The 20,977-nt window shown below is 60.9% G+C and carries 17 protein-coding genes; 6 read left to right on the top strand and 11 right to left on the bottom strand.

Features of this window, described 5'->3' with window-relative positions:
• Nucleotides 1-2: 2 nt before the first annotated feature.
• Nucleotides 3-1,634, top strand: coding sequence for a ShlB/FhaC/HecB family hemolysin secretion/activation protein (locus tag FVV99_RS17275; protein WP_236645454.1), 1,632 nt, complete (start codon nt 3-5; stop codon nt 1,632-1,634).
• Here FVV99_RS17275 and FVV99_RS17280 read toward each other — a convergent pair.
• The 9 genes from FVV99_RS17280 to FVV99_RS17320 all read right to left on the bottom strand — a co-directional run bounded on the left by FVV99_RS17280 (nt 1,631) and on the right by FVV99_RS17320 (nt 13,227).
• Nucleotides 1,631-2,815: an MFS transporter gene (locus FVV99_RS17280; protein WP_148255377.1), complete on the bottom strand. Its 1,185-nt coding sequence runs from the start codon at nt 2,813-2,815 to the stop codon at nt 1,631-1,633. The genes FVV99_RS17275 and FVV99_RS17280 overlap by 4 nt on opposite strands.
• Nucleotides 2,812-3,378: a TetR/AcrR family transcriptional regulator gene (locus tag FVV99_RS17285; RefSeq protein ID WP_148255378.1), complete on the bottom strand. Its 567-nt coding sequence runs from the start codon at nt 3,376-3,378 to the stop codon at nt 2,812-2,814. Before FVV99_RS17285 ends, FVV99_RS17280 begins: the two co-directional genes overlap by 4 nt.
• 240 nt (nt 3,379-3,618) lie before the next feature.
• Nucleotides 3,619-4,875: a type II toxin-antitoxin system HipA family toxin gene (locus tag FVV99_RS17290; RefSeq protein WP_148255379.1), complete on the bottom strand. Its 1,257-nt coding sequence runs from the start codon at nt 4,873-4,875 to the stop codon at nt 3,619-3,621.
• Entirely contained in the window at nt 4,865-5,203 is a 339-nt protein-coding gene (locus FVV99_RS17295) for a helix-turn-helix domain-containing protein (RefSeq protein WP_148255380.1), read from the bottom strand. Before FVV99_RS17295 ends, FVV99_RS17290 begins: the two co-directional genes overlap by 11 nt.
• A 112-nt stretch (nt 5,204-5,315) precedes the next feature.
• Nucleotides 5,316-5,972, bottom strand: a complete 657-nt coding sequence (locus FVV99_RS17300; protein ID WP_148255381.1) for a 5'-methylthioadenosine/S-adenosylhomocysteine nucleosidase — start codon at nt 5,970-5,972, stop codon at nt 5,316-5,318.
• A gap of 90 nt (nt 5,973-6,062) precedes the next feature.
• Nucleotides 6,063-8,807, bottom strand: coding sequence for an aconitate hydratase AcnA (gene acnA / locus FVV99_RS17305; protein WP_148255382.1), 2,745 nt, complete (start codon nt 8,805-8,807; stop codon nt 6,063-6,065).
• 76 nt (nt 8,808-8,883) lie between these two features.
• Complete coding sequence (locus FVV99_RS17310; protein WP_148255383.1) at nt 8,884-10,833, bottom strand: tripartite tricarboxylate transporter permease; 1,950 nt, start codon at nt 10,831-10,833, stop codon at nt 8,884-8,886.
• Between the two features lie 77 nt (nt 10,834-10,910).
• A complete protein-coding gene (locus FVV99_RS17315) occupies nt 10,911-12,029 on the bottom strand; it encodes a Bug family tripartite tricarboxylate transporter substrate binding protein (RefSeq protein WP_148255384.1) in 1,119 nt (372 codons plus the stop codon).
• A gap of 64 nt (nt 12,030-12,093) precedes the next feature.
• Complete coding sequence (locus tag FVV99_RS17320; protein ID WP_201745144.1) at nt 12,094-13,227, bottom strand: 4-oxalomesaconate tautomerase; 1,134 nt, start codon at nt 13,225-13,227, stop codon at nt 12,094-12,096.
• 144 nt (nt 13,228-13,371) lie between these two features.
• Here FVV99_RS17320 and FVV99_RS17325 point away from each other — a divergent pair, with 144 nt between their 5' ends.
• Together FVV99_RS17325 and FVV99_RS17330 are read left to right on the top strand one after the other, a co-directional pair.
• Complete coding sequence (locus FVV99_RS17325; protein ID WP_148255385.1) at nt 13,372-14,280, top strand: LysR family transcriptional regulator; 909 nt, start codon at nt 13,372-13,374, stop codon at nt 14,278-14,280.
• Nucleotides 14,281-14,441: 161 nt separating this feature from the next.
• Nucleotides 14,442-15,401, top strand: a complete 960-nt coding sequence (locus tag FVV99_RS17330) for a quinone oxidoreductase family protein (RefSeq protein ID WP_148255386.1) — start codon at nt 14,442-14,444, stop codon at nt 15,399-15,401.
• A gap of 806 nt (nt 15,402-16,207) precedes the next feature.
• On the opposite strand, the gene FVV99_RS17340 is transcribed toward FVV99_RS17330, so the two are convergent.
• On the bottom strand, nt 16,208-17,167 hold the full coding sequence (locus tag FVV99_RS17340) for a 2-hydroxyacid dehydrogenase (protein WP_148255387.1): 960 nt from the start codon (nt 17,165-17,167) through the stop codon (nt 16,208-16,210).
• 9 nt (nt 17,168-17,176) lie between these two features.
• Complete coding sequence (locus FVV99_RS17345; protein WP_161599040.1) at nt 17,177-17,932, bottom strand: GntR family transcriptional regulator; 756 nt, start codon at nt 17,930-17,932, stop codon at nt 17,177-17,179.
• 149 nt (nt 17,933-18,081) lie between these two features.
• Here FVV99_RS17345 and dctP point away from each other — a divergent pair, with 149 nt between their 5' ends.
• From dctP to FVV99_RS17360, 3 genes are read left to right on the top strand one after another with little or no spacing between them, the layout of a single operon-like run.
• Nucleotides 18,082-19,125: a TRAP transporter substrate-binding protein DctP gene (dctP, locus tag FVV99_RS17350; RefSeq protein ID WP_148255389.1), complete on the top strand. Its 1,044-nt coding sequence runs from the start codon at nt 18,082-18,084 to the stop codon at nt 19,123-19,125.
• Nucleotides 19,126-19,160: 35 nt separating this feature from the next.
• Nucleotides 19,161-19,667, top strand: coding sequence for a TRAP transporter small permease subunit (locus FVV99_RS17355; protein ID WP_148255390.1), 507 nt, complete (start codon nt 19,161-19,163; stop codon nt 19,665-19,667).
• Entirely contained in the window at nt 19,664-20,971 is a 1,308-nt protein-coding gene (locus FVV99_RS17360) for a TRAP transporter large permease (protein WP_148255391.1), read from the top strand. The genes FVV99_RS17355 and FVV99_RS17360 overlap by 4 nt, the downstream gene beginning before the upstream one ends.
• Nucleotides 20,972-20,977 lie beyond the last annotated feature (6 nt).

Consider the following 20,977-nt stretch of genomic DNA (forward strand, 5'->3'; position numbering starts at 1 on the left):
TCATGAAGCACGACACGATGTCACGCGCTGCCTTGGCTTCCAGTCTGGCCCTGTTGATAGTGACACCTGTTCTCGCCCAGACCCCGCCCGATGCGGGTCAGGTGCTGCAGCAAAGTCAGGAAAACCGAGTCACGCCGCAGGCGCCGTCCGTTGAGCTCGACCTCGACGGCGAGCCACTCACCGAAGGCGATCCGGGGGGTGCCGAGGTGACACTCAAGGCGGTGCGTTTTCGTGGCAACACGGTGTTCGACGACGATCAGCTACGGGCGGCAATCGGCGAGGCCACCAATCAGCCACAGGACCTGGCCGGCTTGCAGGGTCTTGCCAACCGCATCAGCCGCTTCTATCGCGACCAGGGCTACCCGTTCGCCCGGGCCCTGTTACCGGAGCAGGACCTGGGGAGTCGCGTTCTCACTATCAAGGTGGTCGAAGGGCGCTATGATCGCGTTCATGCCAGCGGCCCCGAGCCGTTGGCCAGTGATGTTCAGCCCTGGTTGGCACCGCTGCAACCCGACACGCTGATTGCCTCCGCGCCGTTGGAGCGCCGATTGCTGCTGCTGGGAGATTTGCCTGGAGTGGAGGCAACGCCGGTAATGCGCCCCGGCAGCCGCACCGGTACCGGCGAGCTGGAGGTCGAAGTACGGCCTACGCAGCGAGTCACCGGGTTGGTCGGCGCCGATAACCACGGCAGCCGCTATTCTGGCGAGTACCGTGGCCGTACCAGCATCAACGTCAACCGCCTGGCTCGGATGGGTGACCAACTCAGCCTGACCGCGTTGTATAGCAGCGAAGACACCTGGCTCGGCAACTTGCGCTACGAGTCTCCGATCGGTGTCAGCGGTTTGCGCGGCGCATTGGGCTATGCCCACACCGACTACACGCTGGGTCAGGGGTTCGAAGGCTACACCGGCACGGCGGATGTCTATTCGGCGGAATTGCGCTATCCCCTGCTGCGTCGCCAGAGTAGCAATCTGTCGATCAGCGCGCGCTATCAGTACAAGGACCTGGACGATGAGGTCGAGTTCGTCGACTACCTGCGTGCCACTGAAAGTCATGGGTTGCCACTGAGTTTGGAGTTCGACACGCGCGATGCCCTGGGTCGCGGGGGCGTCACCTTCGGTGCCTTGACTCTGACCCCAGGCAAGCTGGAGCGCTCGGACCCCGTGATGGCTGATAAAGACTACGGCTTCACCAAGGTGAACCTGGATGTGGCGCGCCTGCAGGCGCTGGGCCACGGGGTCGAGCTGTATGGCCGTGTCAACGCACAGTGGGCGGACCGCGACGACCTGGACAGCTCGGAAAGCCTCAGCCTCGGCGGTCCCAACGGCGTGCGTGCGTATCCGGTCGGCGAGGGCTCGGGCAGTCGTGGCTGGCTGGCCCAGTTCGAGTTGCGTTACAACGCGGGCAAGGGCTTCTCGCCTTATGCGTTCTACGACGCCGGACGCACCTCCGACGGCGGTGAGGAGCTGGGCGAGAGCCGTGAGATCGCCGGTGTTGGCGTCGGGCTGCGTTACCAGGCAGGGGATTTCAACCTGGATATCGCCAGCGCCTGGAAAACGCAGGGAGGCGACGCCCAATCGGAAGGGCGACAGTGCGATCCGCGGATCTGGGCAAGCCTGGGCTATCGCTTCTAGGTGTGTACACCCCTCAGGTTGTTCACGGCAAGGCCCAGCCATGCCCCCAGTCCGGCGACGGCGAGTCCCAGGGCGGCGAAGAGCATGAAGGTGGTGACATGGCCTTCGGCCTCGACAAGCCAGCCGGCCAGTGGGGAGCCGGCGACCTGGCCTACCGAGGTGGCGAGCAGCGGCATCACCGGGGCGAAGGAGGGTGCCTCGGTCATGATCTGGGTGCTTCTGACCAGGTGGAAACCGGTCAGAGTCATGTAGCCGACGCCGAACAGGGCTGCGGATGACATGGCGAGGGCGAAGTTGCCGGGATCGATGACCAGCAGCGCGAGGCCGGCGGACATTACCATGAGACCGGCAGCATGGCTCACGGCCGGCCCGAAGCGAGAAATGAGATCACCGGCGCCGGCACCCGCCAGCCCACCGAGACCGACTGCCAGCCACATCCAGGCGGTCTGGCTCGGCGCGAGCCCTCCGGCGTTGATTACCGCATCGGGGGCGAAGACCCAGTAGGCCGCGCTCACGCCTCCCATACCGATGGCCAGACCGCTTAGCCGGGCGATGCCGAGCCATTGTGCCCGGCTCACCGGCAGAGTCGCCGGGCGGGGGCGCGATGCTGAGGTGCCTTGGTCATCCCGGGGCAGATAGCAGAGGGCCGCCAGGGTGGCCAGGGCTGCCAGGACAGCGAATCCGATATACGCATTGCGCCAGGCCTCCGCCCAGATCAGTACGGCGGGCATGGCGAGCGCGATCCCCAGGCTGGTGCCCGCATTGATGGTGGCGTTGACCCGTCCGCGCAGGACCCAGGACGGCACGACCCGGTGAACCGCCTCGGCCATGACCGGCGATGACAGCCCGGTGCTGATCCCGCAGATCAGCACGCCGGCGGCCAGCAGCAGTGATGACGGCGCCAGGGCGATCGTCATCAGCCCGAGCCCGGCCAGGCCGGCGGCTGCCACCCCCGCGCGGTGAACCCCGAGGCGGCGCGTCACCCAGGGGGCGGCCAGAATGGCGAAGACGAAGCTCAGGAAAGGCAGAGCGCCGATCACTCCCGCCATGGTGGCGGAGATCGTCAGCTCGTCGCGCATCGCGGGCAGGAAAAGTCCGAACACGAAGCGCGCCAGGCCGTAGGTGATGGCAATGACCCCGCTGCCGAGGGTCGCCATGCCGAGGGGGGAGAGGGTCTTCATGGGGTCTCGCTCCGGGCCGCGGAGAGCAGGGCGTCGGCCGCTGCCCGGGTGTCGGCCAGGGCCGTCTGCGTTCCCAGCAGAGCCACTGCCGTATTGCTGCCTTCCAGCACTAGGAATAGGCGTCGCGCCAGGCCGGGGTCGTTGTTCAGCCCGTCGCGGACCATGGCGGCTTCCAGACGGGCTAGCAGATCGGTCTTGGCGGCCGTCGCCAGGGCATGGATCTCGGCGCTGTGCTCGGCGAACTCGCCCATCGCCTGGGCCATGATGCAGCCATGCTGGCTGTACCGTTCCAGCCAGTGGCCATGCGCATCGACCAGGGCCCGTGTCGCCTGGCCCGGCGATGCGGCGGTCGCCGCCGCATCGAGGCTGTCAAGAAAGCGTTCATGGCGGGTCTTCAGAACGGCCGCTACCAGGGCCTCCTTGGAAGCGAAGTGGTTGTAGAGCGTCATGCGCACCACGCCGGCGGCCGCCACGATGCGGTCGATGCCAGTGGCGTGGAAGCCCTGTTCATAGAAGAGGCGCTCGGCCGTGGCGAGCAACTGGTCGCGCTTGGAAGCTGGCATCGAATGTCATTCCTATATAGACCGATCTATCTAAAATCAGACCTATATAAATACAAGGCACCCGACGGTGTCAAACGACGCTGCAGAGAAGGATATTTCGTAGTCGGTGTCGAGAACGTCCCCCACAAAAGTGCGTTAAGCCTTCAGGGTTGGATAATAGTACCTATCACGATGATTCTGGCCAGTGTATATCATTCCTATGTGGCACTACTGTCTCTGGTGGGCGATGCGTTCTCATGACTACGGCGATTCCGTAAACGACTCCAGCGCGAACGGGTTCAAAAACTGCCTGCCCCACAGGAAGTCGCGATCAACCGGACTCAGGTCGGCCTCATCACACACGGCGCCCCACTGTTCACGGATCGTGGTGAGTTGGTGGTCGATGATCTCTCTGGCGTGAGCATGGCTGAGCCCGAGCCGATCCGCGGCTGTCAGACAGTGGACGAGCTGGCTGCGGCGCTCCTGGTCGTGCAGCAACATGCCCTGGGTGGCTTCGCCACCGGTTCGAGATTGTGGGCAAATGTCATAAGCCGGCGTCAGTCGATAGGTTTCGCCATCCCAGAAGGCGGCATGGTTGCGCGCGTGGTCGTCGGTGTTACCGCACAACACATTGAAGACGATGCGTCCAAACAGTTCACGTAGCGTTTGCCCAGGCTGGTCGAATGCTGCCCGGATACGATGGGCAAGATCCTCATAGCTGGCATAGCGAGCCGTCATCTCATCCAGGCCCAGCAGAGTGAGTGCCGAGAGCACGATCCGCCGACACCAGCCGTCAGCGGTCCTCATCCTGTCGAAGCGTTCCACCAGCAGTACGTCCTTGCCCAGCGAACGGGTCATCTCGACGGGAGCGACATCGAGTCCCACTAGCCTGGCGAGCCGCATGGCAACGAATTCTGCCTTCACCACACTGTAGAGGTCGGTACTGGAAGAGAATTTCGCCACCAGCTTACGGTCCCGATCATTCAATAAGGCCTTGGGACGGGCGCCGCCGATGCTGCTGCCGTGTTGAATGGCCTGGTCCAGAGCCAAGGGCAGTGGCTTCCCTGCTTCCACATACTCCGACGCTTCCTGCAATTCCGCCAGGGAGGTGTCCTGATGCTCACGTGGTCGGTAGTCGGTGGGAGAGAGCTGGAAATCAAGTGCACCGATCCGGTCCGACCCGGATTCCAGCAGATAGACCATCTCGTTGAAGTCAACCTCATCGGCGCCATCGCCCGTCTTGTTCGTCAGCCGGTTGATGATGACGCGGCGTCCCCACGCATCAGGAGAGGCGTCGCGCAGGCATGAGGGCAGTTTGCCATCTGCCTGTTCCTGGCTGCCGGGTCGGAGAGGAAGCTCGCCGGGATACAGGCTGATCGCGTCTTCACGCGCCAGATAGCGGCGGCCATAGGCAAAGCGGTAACGTTCCTGATCGTCGCGTTCCACGAGGCCGGCCACCACCGGAGATGTCTGGCCAGGCAGCCAGACCCAGACGTAGGCGCGTTGGCTAGAAATCATCGTCGATAGGCTCTTGTGGATGACGGTGAACGCGTTTGGGCAACAGCGTCAGCCTTTCCAACTGAGTATCGTGCTCACGCCGCAGGCTATCGATGTCGTCGGTGAAAAGCGATACACCAACCAGTGCAGCCGCTTCGAAGTAGGTGCCGATGGCCACCCGGGGAGAACCCTTGGCGACCTGCCGCATCGTGACCACGCCGACGCCGACCCGCTCGGCGAGTTCGTTTCGGGTCCAGCCCTTGCGTAACCGCCCCTCCTCGATCAATCCGGCGAACAGGCGCAGCGAAAGGGAGGCTTGGGGACTGAAGGTGACGTGTCTCGTTTTCATGCCGATAGTATAGTATCGTTTTTTTCGGTTATCGATATTTTAATGTCACTATCGTTTGCTCAGTACCCGCCGCTGCCGTTTCCACAATGCATTAGGCCCGATGCGCCGGACGTCAGCGCTTCACGAGACCTTCGGCCAGCGCCTCGCCGAGGTGGTCGACGGCCAAGGCCAGCTTCTCGTCGATGACGTGGAGGTATTCCGTCCAGTCGTCGACGTGGTGCAGCTCCGCCTTGCCGTCCGAAATGCCGCGCAGCACGACCAGCGGCACGTCGAAACGCGTGCAGGCGCGCAGGCAGGCGTAGCTCTCCATGTCCACCATGTCGGCGGCGATGGCGTCATAGGCCGCGCCCGAGACGATATTGGCGCCGGTCGACAGTGTGGCCTCGCGAATGCCGGGAATGCGCAAGGGCAGGGGGAGGGTGGCCGGCAGGTCGAGAAAGGGAATGACGCCCGGCTCGAAGCCTAGCGGCGAAGCGTCCATATCGCGGTAAGCAACCGAAGTCGCCTGATAGATCTCGGTCTGTTCGAGCACCGGGCTGCCCGCCGAGCCCAGCGACACCACCAGGTCCGGCAGCCGCTCGCGCGCCTCCAGCTCGGCCAGCACGGCGGTGAGCGCCACCGCCGCCTCGACCGGCCCCACGCCGGTCATGAAGGGAACGAAACGCTCCCTGAGGTGCGGGCCGTATTCGGCGTCCGCCGCCATCGCGAAGAGCACGGAGCGGCCGCCCAGATCCGTCAGCGGTGCCGGTGCGCGTGGTGTCTGGTTCATCCCGAGAGTCTCCCACAGCCCATGATCGCCACTATCATGGCGGGCGGGGGCGTTGGTGCCAAGGGGGCGGCGGCCCTCAGGTCGCCGCGCTCAAGCGGAGCCGATCATCTTGCGCAGCACGTAGTGCAGGATGCCGCCGTGGAGGTAGTACTCCAGCTCGTTGGCGGTGTCGATGCGGCAAAGAGCCTCGATGCGTTTCTCGCCCCTGGGGCTGGCGATGCTCACCTCGACCTTGCCGCCCGGGGTCAGGTCCGAGAGCCCGGAGATGGAAATGCGCTCGTCGCCGGTTAGGCCTAGGGTCTCGTGGGTATCGCCCTCGGTGAACTGCAGCGGCACCACGCCCATGCCGATCAGGTTGGAGCGGTGAATGCGCTCGAAGGATTCGGCCAGCACGGCGCGCACGCCGAGCAGTCGGGTGCCCTTGGCGGCCCAGTCGCGACTGGAGCCGGTGCCGTACTCCTTGCCGGCGATCACCACCAGCGGGGTGCCTTCCTGCTGGTACTTCATGGCCGCGTCGTAGATGGCCATCTGCTCGCCGGAGGGCACATGGCGGGTTTCGCCGCCGACCACGCCGTCGAGCATCTCGTTCTTGATGCGCACGTTGGCGAAGGTGCCGCGCATCATGATCTCGTGGTTGCCGCGACGCGAACCGTAGGAGTTGAAGTCCACCGGCTTGACGCCGCGCTCCTGGAGGTAGCGACCGGCGGGGCTGTCGGGTTTGATGGCGCCGGCCGGCGAGATGTGGTCGGTGGTCACCGAGTCGCCGAGTAGGGCCAGGATGTGGGCGCCCTCGACATCCTCGGTGGCGGCGGGTTCGCGGCCCATACCCTCGAAGAAGGGCGGATGCTGGATGTAGGTCGAGTCATCGGACCACTGGTACACCTGGCTCTCGGGCACGTCGATGGCCTTCCAGACGTCGTCGCCGTCGAAGACCTCGGCGTATTTCTTGCGGAACATATCGGTCTTGACCTTCTCCACCGCCTCGGCGATCTCGGCCTGGCTGGGCCAGATGTCCTGGAGGTAGACCGGCTGGCCATCGTCGCCGGTGCCGAGCGGTTCACTGGCGATGTCCTTGCGCACATTGCCGGCCAGGGCGTAGGCCACGACCAGGGGCGGCGAGGCCAGCCAGTTGGTCTTGACCAGCGGGTGCACGCGGCCTTCGAAGTTGCGGTTGCCCGACAGCACCGAGGCCACGGTCAGGTCTCCGGCCTCGACGGCTTTCTCGATGGCCTCCGGCAGCGGCCCGGAGTTGCCGATACAGGTGGTGCAGCCGTAGCCCACCAGGTTGAAGCCCAGTTCGTTCAGGTCGTCCTGGACGCCGCCGGCGGCGAGGTAGTCGGTCACCACCTTGGAACCGGGCGCGAGCGAGGTCTTGACCCAGGGCTTGGTCGTGAGGCCGTGGGCCAGGGCGTTACGCGCCAGCAGGCCGGCGGCCATCATCACGCTGGGGTTGGAGGTGTTGGTACAGGAGGTGATGGCGGCGATCACCACGGCACCGGGGTCGAGCCGGAAGGCCTCGCCTTCCAGGTCGACGTGCTGGCTGTCGTGATGTTCGTAGCTCTCCTCGACGTCCACGGCAGTCTGGCCGCCTTCGGAGAACAGGCGTCCCTTTCCGGTGGTCGGCAACGACTTGCCGTCATCCTCCATCACCTTGGCGAAGGCCGCCGGCATGTCTTTCAGGGCGACGCGGTCCTGGGGGCGCTTGGGGCCGGCCAGGCTGGATTCCACTTCGTCCATGTCGAGATGGAGGACGTCGCTGAAGATCGGCTCCTGGCCGGATTCGCGCCACAGCCCCTGGGCCTTGCAGTAGGTCTCGACCAGCTCGACCTGGGCCTCGTCGCGGCCCGTCAGGCGGAGATAGTTGAGGGTCTCGTCATCGACCGGGAAGAAGCCACAGGTGGCGCCGTACTCGGGGGCCATGTTGGCAATGGTGGCGCGATCGGCCAGTGGCAGGTCGGCGAGGCCGTCGCCGTAGAATTCGACGAACTTGCCCACCACGCCGCGTTCGCGAAGCATCTGGGTCACCGTCAGCACCAGGTCGGTGGCGGTGATGCCCTCGCGGAGCTTGCCGGTGAGCTTGAAGCCGACGACCTCGGGAATCAGCATCGACACCGGCTGGCCGAGCATCGCGGCCTCGGCCTCGATGCCGCCCACGCCCCAACCGAGCACGCCCAAGCCGTTGATCATGGTGGTGTGGGAATCGGTGCCCACCAGAGTGTCGGGATAGGCGAAGGTCTTGCCGTCTTCCTCCTTGGTCCACACCGTCTTGCCCAGGTATTCGAGGTTGACCTGGTGACAGATACCGGTGCCCGGCGGCACGACACGGAAGTTGTCGAAGGCCTGCTGACCCCAGCGCAGGAATTCGTAGCGCTCGCGGTTGCGCTCCATCTCGATGGCCACGTTGTCGCGGAAGGCCGTGGGGTTGCCGAACTTGTCGACCATCACCGAATGGTCGATGACCAGGTCGACCGGCGACAGTGGGTTGATGCGCGAGGGATCTTCGCCGAGGCGCTCGACGGCGTTGCGCATGGAAGCGAGGTCGACCACACCGGGCACGCCGGTGAAGTCCTGCATCAGAACCCTGGCTGGGCGGTAGCCGATTTCGCGATCGGATGAAGCGTTCTGCTGCCAGTCGACCAGTGCCTGCATGTCCTCACGCTCGACGCCTTCCTGAGCGGCGAAGCGCAGCTGGTTCTCCAGCAAAATCTTCAGCGTCATCGGCAGGCGAGAGACATCGCCAAGGGCTTCGGCGGCTTTCGGCAGGCTGTAATAGTGGTAGGTGGTGCCGGTGGCCTCGAGGGTCTGCAGGGTCTCCGGTAGGGACGAGGTGCTCATGGTGTCTCCTTTCGTTGCGCGGGCCGCCGACACGCATGGTCGTCGGCCCGCGGTGGACGTGCATGACAGGACTGATTCAGCCGAACAGCCAGGGATCGATCAGTCCGCTCGGGTAGGTCAGAGTCAGGAATTCGGCCATGCCCACCAGGAAGGCCGTGACGCCAAACGCCATGACGGCCGCCACCCAAGGCTTGAGACGCGCGATGGCCAACAGGAAAACGAGGCAGAACAGCGTCGCCGCAGTGATAAAGCCCAGTAGCTGCATGGCACCCACCAGAGCAAAGAATCCTACTAGCCAGAGCCCCTGCAGGCCGATGGCTTGATGCTCCCACTGGGGACGATGCATCAGGCAACGAGCGATCTCCATGAGGCAGGAAACGGCGAGGATTGCGATGGCCAGTCGGGGCATGATGCCGCCTATCAAGGTCAGGTCGGCCACATCGAGCCAGGCAACGATTGCCGTCCCCAGCAAGGCGGCGAAAAGTACCACGTCGATGACGCCCAGAGTGGAAGGTTCGGTGCGGTCCGTGGAAGCGGCGCCGACCGACGAGGCCTGTCGACGCTTGATCCACAGCGAACGCAGCAAGGGAATGAAGAGAGCCGCAAGGATCAGGGAGCCGATGATCAACACGCCAGGACGCATGAAGGCATCCGCGCCCTGGAACTGCACCGCCTGGTAGAAGTAGCCCTCCGCTCCCGGCGCCAGCACGAAACCGATAAGAAAAGCAGGGCGAGACCAATTCGCCTGCTTGAACAGGACGCCCAAGATACCCACCGCTCCGAGGGCGATCAGGTCACCCGTGGAACGCGTGGCCTGGAAAGCGGCGAACATGATCAACACCGTGATCAGAGGCGCCAGCGTGGCGAAGGGGACTCGGGTCAGGCCGGCAACGGGGCGTGCCAGAACCAGGCAGAGCGCGGCCCCCAGGATGTTGGCCAGGGCCAGCGACCAGATGATGGTGTAGGTCAGGTCGAGGTGAGTCTCGATCATGCCAACGCCGGGCTGCAGCCCAAGCAACAAGAGACCACCCAGGAACACCGCAGCCGTGCCCGAGCCGGGTACGCCGAACAGCAGAGTCGGCACCATGGCCCCGCAAGCGCAGGCATTGTTGGCAGATTCAGGGGCGATCACCCCGCGAATATCTCCCTTGCCAAATTCGGACTTGTCCTTGGCGCTTTGCACCGCATGGCCGTAGGTGAGCCAATCGACCACCGAGCCGGCCAGGCCAGGGATGGTGCCGATCAGGCTTCCGATGGCAGCGCAACGCGCGACGAGGCCTCGTTGCTCACGAACATCTCGAATGCCTTGCCGCCAGCCTTCGCCGAGTTTACAAGGCTCCTCGGCGATCGAACCGCGTTTAACGAGTAGGTCGACGATCTCCGGGAGAGCGAAGATCCCGAGACCCACCACCACCAACGGCAAGCCATCGTAGAGATAGTCGAGCCCGAAGTTCATGCGAAATTCACCGGTGGCCGGCGCCATGCCGATGGCACCCACCAGCAGGCCCAGGCCACAGGCGGCTAGCCCCTTGAAGAGATCGCGTCCGGAAAGTACGGCCACCATCGAAAGGCCTAGCAAGGTCAACATGAACAACTCGGAGGAAGAGAACGACAACACCAGCGGGCGGGCGATCAAGATAAAGCCGGTCAAGATGACGGCACCGATGAGGCCCCCGATCATCGACGACAGAAAGGCACTGGACAGCGCACGTGCCGCTTGGCCGCGCTTGGCCAGCGAGAAGCCATCGATGACGGTCGCCTGGGAAGCGCTGGAGCCTGGGATACCCAGCAGCACGGAGGCAAAAGTATCACCGGTGGGAATCACGGCGACCAGGCCCATCAGCATGCCAAGGGCCACGGTCGGTTCCATACCGTAGAGGAAGGGCAGCAGCAGCGACATGCCGGCGATGCCCCCGAGGCCGGGGATGATGCCGACCACGAGGCCGACCAGCACGCCCAGCACCATGAAGAGCAGATGGGACAGGGTGAAGAGCTGCCCCAGGCTGGAGAGAAGAATATCGAGCATGGCGTATGGCTCATATATTGTGTGATCAGGAGGAGCCGGGGCTGCCGACCCAGCGGGCCGGCGTATTCCACTATTTATTAGATCTTGGCTCCGTGCTCCGACTGCAACCAGTCGGCCAGCCAGTCGCGAGTGGCATCGTTAATGGACATGGCATCATCAAGGTGGCGCTGGACGGTTTCGCCGATAACCGGTGTGTAAGGCCCCAGTTGGGCGTCGGCCGCTTCCTTGAATGCTTCGGTGTCCACGAAGTCACGGGCCGCCTGGCGATAGGTGTCGATCAGGGCTTGCGGGGTGTCCTTGGGGACCATGATCAACTTCTGCAGGGCATAGCCGGAGGCAAAGAACTTGCGGAACGCCTCATACTCTTTGCCCGATGGTGCCTCGCCATGCCGCGCTTGGTAGACCTCGTTGAAAGTGGGCAAATCCGGGAAAGCCGGGTCACGCACGATCTTGCCTTCGTCGTTCAGCACCCCAAGCGAGAAGAGCGGCACTGCCTTGCCAGCCTCCACCAGCGGCTCGACGTTGCTCAGATAAGCAGAGGTTGTCTGGAAGTCGATATCGGCTTCACCACGCTCGAACGCCAGGCGACCCTCGCCCCGACTGCGCATGCCGAACACGGCTTGCACGTCGGCGCCCAACATGTCCAGGGCGATCAACACCGGAAGTTCGACGCCTGTGGGATTCTGCGCTGCCAATTTGACCGGCTGCTCCAGCAGGGCATCCAACGCTGTGTCGGCCGACTCACCAAGACTGGGCTGGGCATAGACCACTCCGCCTGTCGGCGTGGCCAGAATAGGCGTCCAATCGCTGTAGTCATAGCGAACGCGAGGGTCGTCGAGCATGACCGGATACTGTGTCGAGGCCGAGGTGCCTAACCAGTCACTACCATCCGACTTGGCACGCACGGCGAACAGATTGGCACCATTGATGGAGCCGCCACCGGGTACGTTATCGATCATGAGGGTCGGCTCTCCCGACAGAGACTCGCTGAGCCAGGGCGAAAAGAATCGCGCCCAAACGTCTGTCCCCCCACCGACACCAAAGGGAATGGTCCACTTGATATTACCGGGCACCTCGACGTCTTGAGCCTGGACAGAGGTCGTTAAGCCCAGTCCGGTGATCGCAAGCCCGAGCAGCGCGGCTTTCTTGAGTCTTCCGAGCGTGGGTTTAGAAGTTGCAGTCTTGTTGATCATCATGATATTTCTCCTGGCGTGTTGTCGTTGTCATGGTGGTTGACGAGGGTCCTGTTGATGGGAGAGCTTAGCTGGCCTTTGAGGCCAGAGTATCTCGACCGGACGTGGTAGGAAGCGAGTAGAAAATGGTCCCACTCATGATCTTCCTGGCGGTGCGGGTTAGGGAGACGCGGGCAATGTCGACGGGATTGCCGTTGCGGTGCTCGACATCCAGGTCGATGAACCCGGAAGGATGTTCCAGCCTTACCTGTGACAGCTGACCATCGGCTTCCAGCTTTCCTGTCTCGACCGCGATCCGGTTGGTTACGGTGCCAGGGACACTGACGGCCGTGGCCACGGCGATGGCGCCCGTAACGGCAATGGCACTATGACAGCGGTGAGGCACGAAATAGCGAGTGCATAACGTACTGGTGTCATCGACCGGTGCCGATACCAACACGGGCTTGGGCAAGACACTCTGGCTGACATCTCCCAGCCCCATTCGACGACCGGCCTGGCGACGAATCCGCTCCAGCCGCTCGAGCATGGCGGGGTGGGCGTCCAGCTCAGAGGGTGACTCTCGGCCGCTGAGGCCCAGATCGGACGCGTTGACCAGCATGATGGGAGTGGCGGCATCGAGGCAGGTCACCTCGATGCCATCGAGCGTCTCGATGGCCTGCCCGGTCGGCAGCAGCGCGCCCGTCTTGGTGCCGATGATATCCAGGAAACTGAGCTGAATGCCGGCGGCGCACCCTGGCACACCGCTGATCGTCGTATCGCCCTCGTAAGCGATCTGACGCCCTGGTGTCGGGACGTGGCACTCGATCAGCCGCTGGGTGTTGAGGTTGCGTACGCGGACAATAGTGGTCCCTTCCTCGGGCTCCACCAGTCCCGTCTCGATGGCATACGGCCCCACGGCGGAAAGCATGTTGCCGCAGTTCGGATTGAAGTCAACGCGACGGTTGAGCACATCGACCTGTGCGAACAGGTAGTCGACATCCGCATCGGGATCGGAGGAGCGCTCCACGATGGCCACTTTGCTGGTCAGCGGATCCCCCCCTCCGATGCCATCTATCTGGAGAGCGTGGCCCGACCCCATGAGATTAAGCAGGATCTCGGCTTGCGCTGCCTGGCTGTCGGGAAGGTCCCTCATGCGCAGGAAGGGGCCTCGGGAGGTGCCACCGCGCATGATCATGCAGGGAATGCTGTTCATCATCGTCATGCCATATCGCGTCTGAAAGGTGTGATATGAGCATGTCAGGGCACTTTTAATGCCTCAAATGCAAATAAATATACCATTTAATTCGAAAAACACATTAATGTGCTATGGTTATTAATATACTTCACCTTATGCAAGAAAAAAGATATGCTACACCGCCTAGAATTCCTTGATTTGCAAGCCTTTATTCTGGTCGCAGAGTTGGGCTCCTTCCACGAGGCCGCACAACGTCTTCATCTCTCTCAGCCGGCACTATCTCGACGCATTCAGAAGCTCGAGGATCTCCTGGAAATCGAGCTGCTGGAACGCACCACCCGGCGAACGCGGCTGACCCCCATCGGCACCGACTTCCTGCCCCGCGCGAGACGCATGATCGAGGAATACGAATCGTCGATCCTGGGCATTCGCGAGCTGGCCACGCACCAGAAGGGCACGGTTACCATCGCCTGTATCCCCACCGCGGCGTTCTATTTCCTGCCTAGTGTTATTCGTGGCTTCAGCGAAGCCTGGCCAGGCATCCGCATCCGGATACTCGACGTGAGTGCCAAGGAAGGTCTGGAGAAGGTGATCAGCGGCGAGGCCGACTTCGGCATCAACATGTTCAGTGCCCAGAGTCCGGAAGTCTCCTTCACGCCTCTGCTGAGAGATCCTTTCGTCCTGGCACTACGTTCCGATCACCCTCTTGCGGATAAAGCTCGCATCGAGTGGTCGGACCTCGAACAGGTCAGGTTGATCACGGTGAGCCGGGACAGCGGCAATCGGATCTTGCTGGACAACACCCTCTCGGCGGAAGGCATCCGGCTGAATAGTTTCTACGAAGTCCAGCACCTTTCTACTTCGCTTGGCCTGGTCGAGTCAGGATTGGGTGTGGCGATCCTGCCCAGGATGACCATGCCTGGCACAGACCACGACTCGCTCTGCGCACGTGAGCTTCCCAAACCTCACATTCAACGCACCATCGGTTTAGTGAGAAGCAACTCGCACAGCATCTCCAGCACAGCCCAATTGTTTATCGACATGCTGCTAGAACACTGGGAGAACTCCACTTCCTCCTAAAAAATACTGCCCACCCTTGATTTTTAAAAATATATTCCCTGCTATGAGAAAGCACTAAAAAAGCACCTTGAGCAGTCAAGCATTACAAGGATGCAGTGAAAGATTATAAGCTGATGCATGATCCCAATATTCAATATTGATGAAACAGGCTGGAGAAGATCATGAAAGCGGCTGTCTATGACGAATGTGGTGCACCAGAGGTTCTGCACTACAAGGACATACCCGATCCCGACCTGAGTGCGTCGGACGTCCTGATCGATGTGGAGGCGATCTCGATTGAAGGCGGTGACCTGCTCAATCGGCGACTGGCGCCGCCGCCAAGGTCCAGCCACATCGTCGGCTATGCCTCTGCGGGAACCGTCATTGCGGTGGGAGACGGCGTCACCGGGCGCAAGGTGGGCGACCGGGTGATGGGGTTCGCAAGCGATGGATCACATGCCGCGCTGCGAGCTGTTCCCGAAAATCAGACCTGGATTGTTCCGGACGGTGTCGGTTCTGCGGAAGCGGCCGCTCTGCCTATTTCATTCGGCACGGCCCATCACTGCCTTTTTGCGCGTGGCGCACTGCAGTCTGGTGAGACGGTGCTGGTGCAGGCCGCGGCCGGAGGTGTAGGCCTTGCCGCAATCCAGCTTGCGAAGCACGCTGGTGCCAGGATCATCGCCGTCTCGAGCGGCTCCGAAAGGTTGCCGAAATTGCTGTCGGTTGGCGCCGATCACGTGATCGACCATCGCAACGACGATGTCTCTCAAGCCGTGTTTGAGCTTACTGATGGCGCAGGAGCCAACCTTATCGTCGATCCGGTCGGTACGACACTACCAGTCTCGCTGAAGGCGCTTGCACAGGAAGGTCGGCTCGTGTTCGTCGGCAATGCCGGAGGAGGTGATCTCGCCCTCGACCTCTGGCCCGCCCTTCAAGCAAACCAGTCGCTGTTCGGCGTATTCATGGGCACGAAATTCATCGAGCCGCAGATCAGAGCCACGGTGGATGACTTGCTTTTGCGAGTCGCCGCGTCGAAGCTCACGGTTTTCCTGGACAAGCGATTTCCCTTAGCTTCAGCGGTCGAGGCTCATGACTACGCTGAACGCTGCAGACCGTTCGGGCGGGTTATATTACAACCGTGACGCCTTTTCGGGGGCCTGATGTAAGATCTCCGGCTCGGCGATGAAACGCGCACGCGACGTCTGGAATTCGGTGCCCCGATTTTTGAACTGACCGCTACGAACGTTTCCAGATTGTTCGTCGGGTCCACATGAGTACCCATTCCCTTATTTCAGTCTCGGCGCGGATCGATGGCACAGCGAAACCGCCCGACTGACCGCATGGCCTGTCCAGTCCCGCTCAGGCGGATCAGGCCATACCTGTTACGCCAAGGGTCTGCCGCTCAGGGCTCGAGATTCGGTCGGGCGTTCAGCGACACAGATTCACGACGAGGCGCACTATCGCATTGCGTATCGAGGCGACATCTACGCTAAAGGAAGGGAGACACCGCCCGCTGGGGAGATGTCTCCCCAGGCGGGTCAGTGGATTGGAAGGGTTAGAGCGAGGCAGCCGCCGGCGACTTGAAGGAGCCGGCCGATTCATCGGACTGTGCCGCGGCATAGCCGTTGGGCTGAGTCGGTGCAGCATGCGGCGAAACCCATCGACGCTGATCGGGGCACCCCCTTCGTTCTCCAGACAGTATCGGTCGAGCTGCTAACGGAGGCTAGGCCACTCCAGGAAGACTTCCAGACCATGATGATGCTGATTGCGTAGCGTTAGGCTGGCCCTCTGGCGTTTGACCAGTTACGTCACAATGGAAAGCCCCAGCCCGCTACCGGTCGTTCGTTGATCCATGCCTTGCCGAAATCGTTTGGTGACGTTTCCCTACGACGCTTCGGGAATCCCGGCACGATGCAAGTCTGTTCTCGATAGAAGAGCTGCCATGATGTCACGGAATGACGTTGAACAGGTCCAGGCCGTAGGCCAACCGACTGATGTTTTCGGCGATCGCGTCCTTGCGTCGCTCAATTGTTCCGCGTGTCCAGCCCGACATGTGGGGTGTCATCAGGACATTATCCAGTTCATGAAACGGCTGATCACTCGGCAAGGGGTGTGGATTGTCGGCGTTGGGGTAACGATACCAAGTATCGATCACTGCGCCTGCGATCCGTTTTTGGCTCAAGGCTCGATAGAGCGACATGGCATCGACGACACCTCCGCGACCAACGTTGATGACCCGTGCATGGGCTGGTAGGGCATCGAACGCCGCATCGGAAACCAGTCCTTCGGTGGCAGGCGCCTGGGGGAGAGCCACCACCAGATCGTCAATGCCTCGGTAGAAATCCTGCAACTCGTCCAGTGAGAAAGTGGCTTTCACCAACGGATCATTCACTGGACTGCGGTTGGCCGCATGAACCGTCATCCCCAGGGGGCTGACGACTCGGGCAATGGCCTTGCCAATATGGCCGAATCCAAGGATGCCGAGTGTTCGTCCATTAAGTTCGCCATGAAATTGATTGCCCGACTGAAAAGTCCAGTCGCCTCTACGCAATTGGCGGTCAGCCTGGGAATATGGAATCTGCGCATTCAGCAATGCTCCCAAGACATACTCAGCGATTGGCACGTCGTGACCGTAGCAATTGCACAGCGTGGCCGTGTCGGGCAGTCGGGCTCTATCGATGGCATCAATACCGGCGCCTGCAACCTGGAATAGCTTCGCATCAAGCGGTAGGGGATCCTCGCCTGAGAGTCGCGTCGCGACGATGACATCCGCTTGGGAATAGGCTTGCCGGTCATGCTCTTCGGTGACATCGTCAGGAAGGCAAATCAGTTCGGCATCGATGTTGAGCCGGCCGCTCAGGCCTTCGTGGAATGTCGCGGCGTTCTTGCCGTGGAAAACGACTCTCATGGTGGTTCCTTATTGCATAAAGGGCTCGATGCTGGCATCGAGCAAGGAAGGGTCCAGCGTCAGTTCGAGTGCGGGGAACATATCTGCGGCAAAGTCCATCAACGTATCGGATGCCTCGCAGGCGGCTCTGGAATTCCGTTCGAGGATGGCATGCAACACATTCCGGTGCAGTGCGATATTGCGGTGGAAGAGTTCATCGGTCCCGCAATGGGTCAGGAACAGAAAGCCCAGCCGCCGGTAGATGGTATGCAAGGGTCTCAATGTCCGCCCCAGGAAAGGCTCGGCGGCGGCAGCGAGGATCAGGTCATCCAGACGATGATCGAGCTCGTTGAAGCTACGGATGTCCTGTGCCGTCAATGTCGTCTCACGCTCCTGACTCAGCGCATCCAGCGAATCACAGAGACGACGTAGCTGGCTGACATGCAAGTGAGACGCGTTATCTATAGTCAGTTGGATGGCGAATCGCTCCATGTCGCCTCTCAGGGTCAGCAATTTCTTTTCCCTGACAAGATCGATGGGCGTGACCTTCAACCCACGTCCGGCTCGCACCTCGACGAGCGTATCGTCCGAAAGCTTACGAATAGCCTCCACGATCGGGGTCCGGCCGAGGCCGACGCGATCCTGTACCGCCTGCAGAGTGAGGTATTCGCCGGGTTTCAGTTCCATGTGGGTCAATAGGGACTCGATGCGCTCATAGGCTTGTTCACCCTGAGAGAGTCCTTTGGTCGATGGCGATGGAGCTTTCGCTCCTGTGGTTCGGGTCATGCTCATACTCCCTACTGTGAGCTGAAAGAGATATTTTGCGAATTAAACCTTAGTTTCATGGAATATTGAAAAATTGTGCGATATTTTTCTTATGCGTCAAGACAACGAACAATGATGGCCTATCGCCACGCTCACCATGAGGATGCCCCATGAAACCGATCACTCGACGAAATCTCATCAAGTCCAGCGGAACCGGTTTGCTGGCTGCAGGACTCATGCCTGACATCGCACGAGCTGCAACCGACAACGCCGAGTATCGATTACGCGCGCAGACCAACAAGAGTGAGACATCTACCCAAGGCCGCATGTATGGACGTCTGGTCGACCTCTGTCGGACCCTATCCAACGGTCGCCTGCAGATTGATCTTCACTACTCGAACGCGATCGTCGATGGCGTGCAAACGTTTGATGCGGCCGGTTCCGGGGTGCTGGATATCGACATGACCGGGGCGAGCTATCTCACCGGTAAGGACCCCGCTTTTCAGTTCATCGGTGATGTCATGGGTGGTTACGAAGACCCTGCTCAGTTCCATGCCTGGCTGGATACGCCGGAGGCCAGGGAAATCGTCGACCCGCTTTATGCACGCTATGACATGTATTGCGTTGGACTGCTCTGCCCACCGTTGGAGTCATTGAGTTCCACCGTCCCGCTCCCAGGTATCGAGGCATTGAAAGGCTGGAAATTTCGCTCTCCCCCCGGAATGGAGAGCGAAATCTTCGCCAGCCTGGGAGCCGCTCCGGTCGTCATGCCATTCGGCGAGGTTTTCACTGCCATGGAAACGGGGGTCGTGAGCGGTGCGGATGCTGGGACGTTGGCCCTCAACCGCTCCCTGGGGCTCTATGAAATATGCCAATACGCCACTTACCCCGGGTTCCATTCGATGCCCGCCGATCATCTGGCGATCAATCTCGAGGTCTGGAAGCAGTTACCCGAGGAGTTGCGTTTCGTGATTCGCACGGCGCAGCGAGCCATTGCCTTCGATCTGATCAAGAGCGTCATGGTGGCGGACCGTCAGGTTGTTTCAGATCTTGGCAGCGAGGTGACGTTCACCGACTGGTCCGATGAGGACCGGGTGGCATTTCGCCAAGCGGCGCTGAGCGTCTGGAAAGACTGGGCGACACGCAGCGATGCCGCTGATGCCATGGTAACCAGCCATCTCGCCTTTATGAAAAAGCTTGGCTTGCTTTCCTGAGCCCTCTGCTCGAATCCGACCGTATGGAGGCTCACATGCAGAACAAAACGCAGAGACACGGTCATGGTGGAAGGTTCAGTTGGGACAGTTTGCCCGCCTGGCTGTTCATGATCGTGATCGTCGCCACCACCTATGAGGTTGCGGCTCGCTATTTCTTCCACAGTCCCACGATTTGGGCCAATGAGCTATCGCTCTACGTCTGTGCCATCGCCTATATCTATTCGGGCGTTTATGTCATGCGCCGTGATGCCCACCTGCGTATCTCGATACTCTATGACATAGCGCCACCTAGATTGCAGCGCATCTTCGATCTCATTCAATGCTTGTTCATGGTGGGCTTCAGCCTGACCATTGGCTACTTCGGCGCCCCTGAGGCTTGGAAGGCTCTCATACACACCGAACGTTTCGGCACTGCCTGGAATGCGCCGATCCCCATGACAATCAAGCCGCTGCTAGTCGTCTGCGGTTTTACGATGGCGATTCTTGCGATCAGAAACCTTTTGGTTCGCCGATGTGAAGCCGGTGAGGAGGAACGGGTATGACGGTGGCAGTTTTTTCGGCGATCTTGTTGGGCGCCCTGTTTGCGGCGATGGCCGTCGGTGTGCCTCTAGGGTTTGCTGCGGGCGGTGTGGCTTCACTCTTGGCATTGTTCCAATTCGGACCAGATGTGCTTGCCCTTGCCATGGAGAAGGTCTATGGCATGGCGGTCAATTATTCCTTTGCCGCTGTACCGCTATTCATTCTGATGTCGTCTTTGCTCGAACGCTCGACGATTGCCCAGGATTTATATGATGCCCTGCAGCAAATGGTGGGGTCTGTGCGTGGAGGCGTCGCTCTCGTCACGCTGATTATTGCCGTCGTCCTTGCCGCGATGAGCGGCATTATAGGCGGCGAAATAGTGATGCTAGGCTTGGTAGCGCTACCTCAAATGCTAAGGCTGAATTATAACCGCAACATGGCTATTGGCGTGATCGTTGCTGGTGGCTCGTTGGGCACGATGCTTCCGCCGAGCATCGTGATGATTATTTTCGGCCTGGTCGGCGGTGTCAGTATACAGAAGCTTTTCGCCGCTACGGTCGTGCCCGGATTGATTCTGGCACTGAGCTATCTGGCTTATGTCGTTATCCGCTGTTGGCTGAATCCCGCTATGGCGCCGGTCAAGGGTGACGACTCGCACACACCAACCATGACACCGGTGCGCCTACTCAAGAGCCTCGTTCCTCCGCTATTACTGATCACCCTGATTCTCGGCTGTATCTATGGTGGCATAACCTCGATCACCGAGGCTGCCTGCATGGGCGCGGTAGGTACACTGATTGCCATCATGCTGCGTGGAGAACTATCGATTCCGCTATTACACCAAAGTCTGGTGCAGACATTGCGTTCGGTGGGCGTACTACTCTGGGTGACATTCGGCGTGGCGGTACTGATCAGTGTATACAACCTGGCCGGTGGTCGAGAGTTCGTCAATGCGCTTCTCCTGGACGCGGGGGTGTCGCCGTTGATGACGATTGTGCTAATGCTGGCGATATTCCTCGTCCTAGGCTGCTTCATGGACTGGATTGGTATCGTCCTGCTGACCATACCGATCTTCATTCCTATCGTTAATGAGCTTGGGTATAGCCCGGTCTGGTTCGGCGTACTGTTCTGCATCGCCATGCAAATCGCGTTTCTTTCACCCCCTTTCGGTTCTGCCGCCTTCTATCTGATGAGTGTGGCTCCCAAAGACATAAGTCTAATGGATATTTACAAATCCGTATGGCCTTTCATGGCCATCCAACTGGTCGTGTTGCTGCTGGTTCTTTTCTTGCCTGACTTGGCGCTGTGGCTACCTAATCTGAATTGATGCTTG

The organism is Aidingimonas lacisalsi (assembly GCF_008079445.1).
Taxonomy (GTDB): domain Bacteria; phylum Pseudomonadota; class Gammaproteobacteria; order Pseudomonadales; family Halomonadaceae; genus Aidingimonas; species Aidingimonas lacisalsi.

Bases quoted from the DNA above. Each gene is read 5' to 3' on its own strand.
- FVV99_RS17325 (WP_148255385.1), top strand. From the start codon at position 13,372: ATGCTACACCGCCTAGAATTCCTTGATTTGCAAGCCTTTATTCTGGTC.
- FVV99_RS17300 (WP_148255381.1), bottom strand. From the start codon at position 5,972: ATGAACCAGACACCACGCGCACCGGCACCGCTGACGGATCTGGGCGGC.
- FVV99_RS17275 (WP_236645454.1), top strand. From the start codon at position 3: ATGAAGCACGACACGATGTCACGCGCTGCCTTGGCTTCCAGTCTGGCC.
- FVV99_RS17310 (WP_148255383.1), bottom strand. From the start codon at position 10,833: ATGCTCGATATTCTTCTCTCCAGCCTGGGGCAGCTCTTCACCCTGTCC.
- FVV99_RS17285 (WP_148255378.1), bottom strand. From the start codon at position 3,378: ATGCCAGCTTCCAAGCGCGACCAGTTGCTCGCCACGGCCGAGCGCCTC.
- dctP (WP_148255389.1), top strand. From the start codon at position 18,082: ATGAAACCGATCACTCGACGAAATCTCATCAAGTCCAGCGGAACCGGT.
- acnA (WP_148255382.1), bottom strand. From the start codon at position 8,807: ATGAGCACCTCGTCCCTACCGGAGACCCTGCAGACCCTCGAGGCCACC.
- FVV99_RS17290 (WP_148255379.1), bottom strand. From the start codon at position 4,875: ATGATTTCTAGCCAACGCGCCTACGTCTGGGTCTGGCTGCCTGGCCAG.
- FVV99_RS17315 (WP_148255384.1), bottom strand. From the start codon at position 12,029: ATGATGATCAACAAGACTGCAACTTCTAAACCCACGCTCGGAAGACTC.
- FVV99_RS17280 (WP_148255377.1), bottom strand. From the start codon at position 2,815: ATGAAGACCCTCTCCCCCCTCGGCATGGCGACCCTCGGCAGCGGGGTC.
- FVV99_RS17355 (WP_148255390.1), top strand. From the start codon at position 19,161: ATGCAGAACAAAACGCAGAGACACGGTCATGGTGGAAGGTTCAGTTGG.
- FVV99_RS17340 (WP_148255387.1), bottom strand. From the start codon at position 17,167: ATGAGAGTCGTTTTCCACGGCAAGAACGCCGCGACATTCCACGAAGGC.
- FVV99_RS17330 (WP_148255386.1), top strand. From the start codon at position 14,442: ATGAAAGCGGCTGTCTATGACGAATGTGGTGCACCAGAGGTTCTGCAC.
- FVV99_RS17345 (WP_161599040.1), bottom strand. From the start codon at position 17,932: ATGACCCGAACCACAGGAGCGAAAGCTCCATCGCCATCGACCAAAGGA.
- FVV99_RS17320 (WP_201745144.1), bottom strand. From the start codon at position 13,227: ATGACGATGATGAACAGCATTCCCTGCATGATCATGCGCGGTGGCACC.
- FVV99_RS17360 (WP_148255391.1), top strand. From the start codon at position 19,664: ATGACGGTGGCAGTTTTTTCGGCGATCTTGTTGGGCGCCCTGTTTGCG.
- FVV99_RS17295 (WP_148255380.1), bottom strand. From the start codon at position 5,203: ATGAAAACGAGACACGTCACCTTCAGTCCCCAAGCCTCCCTTTCGCTG.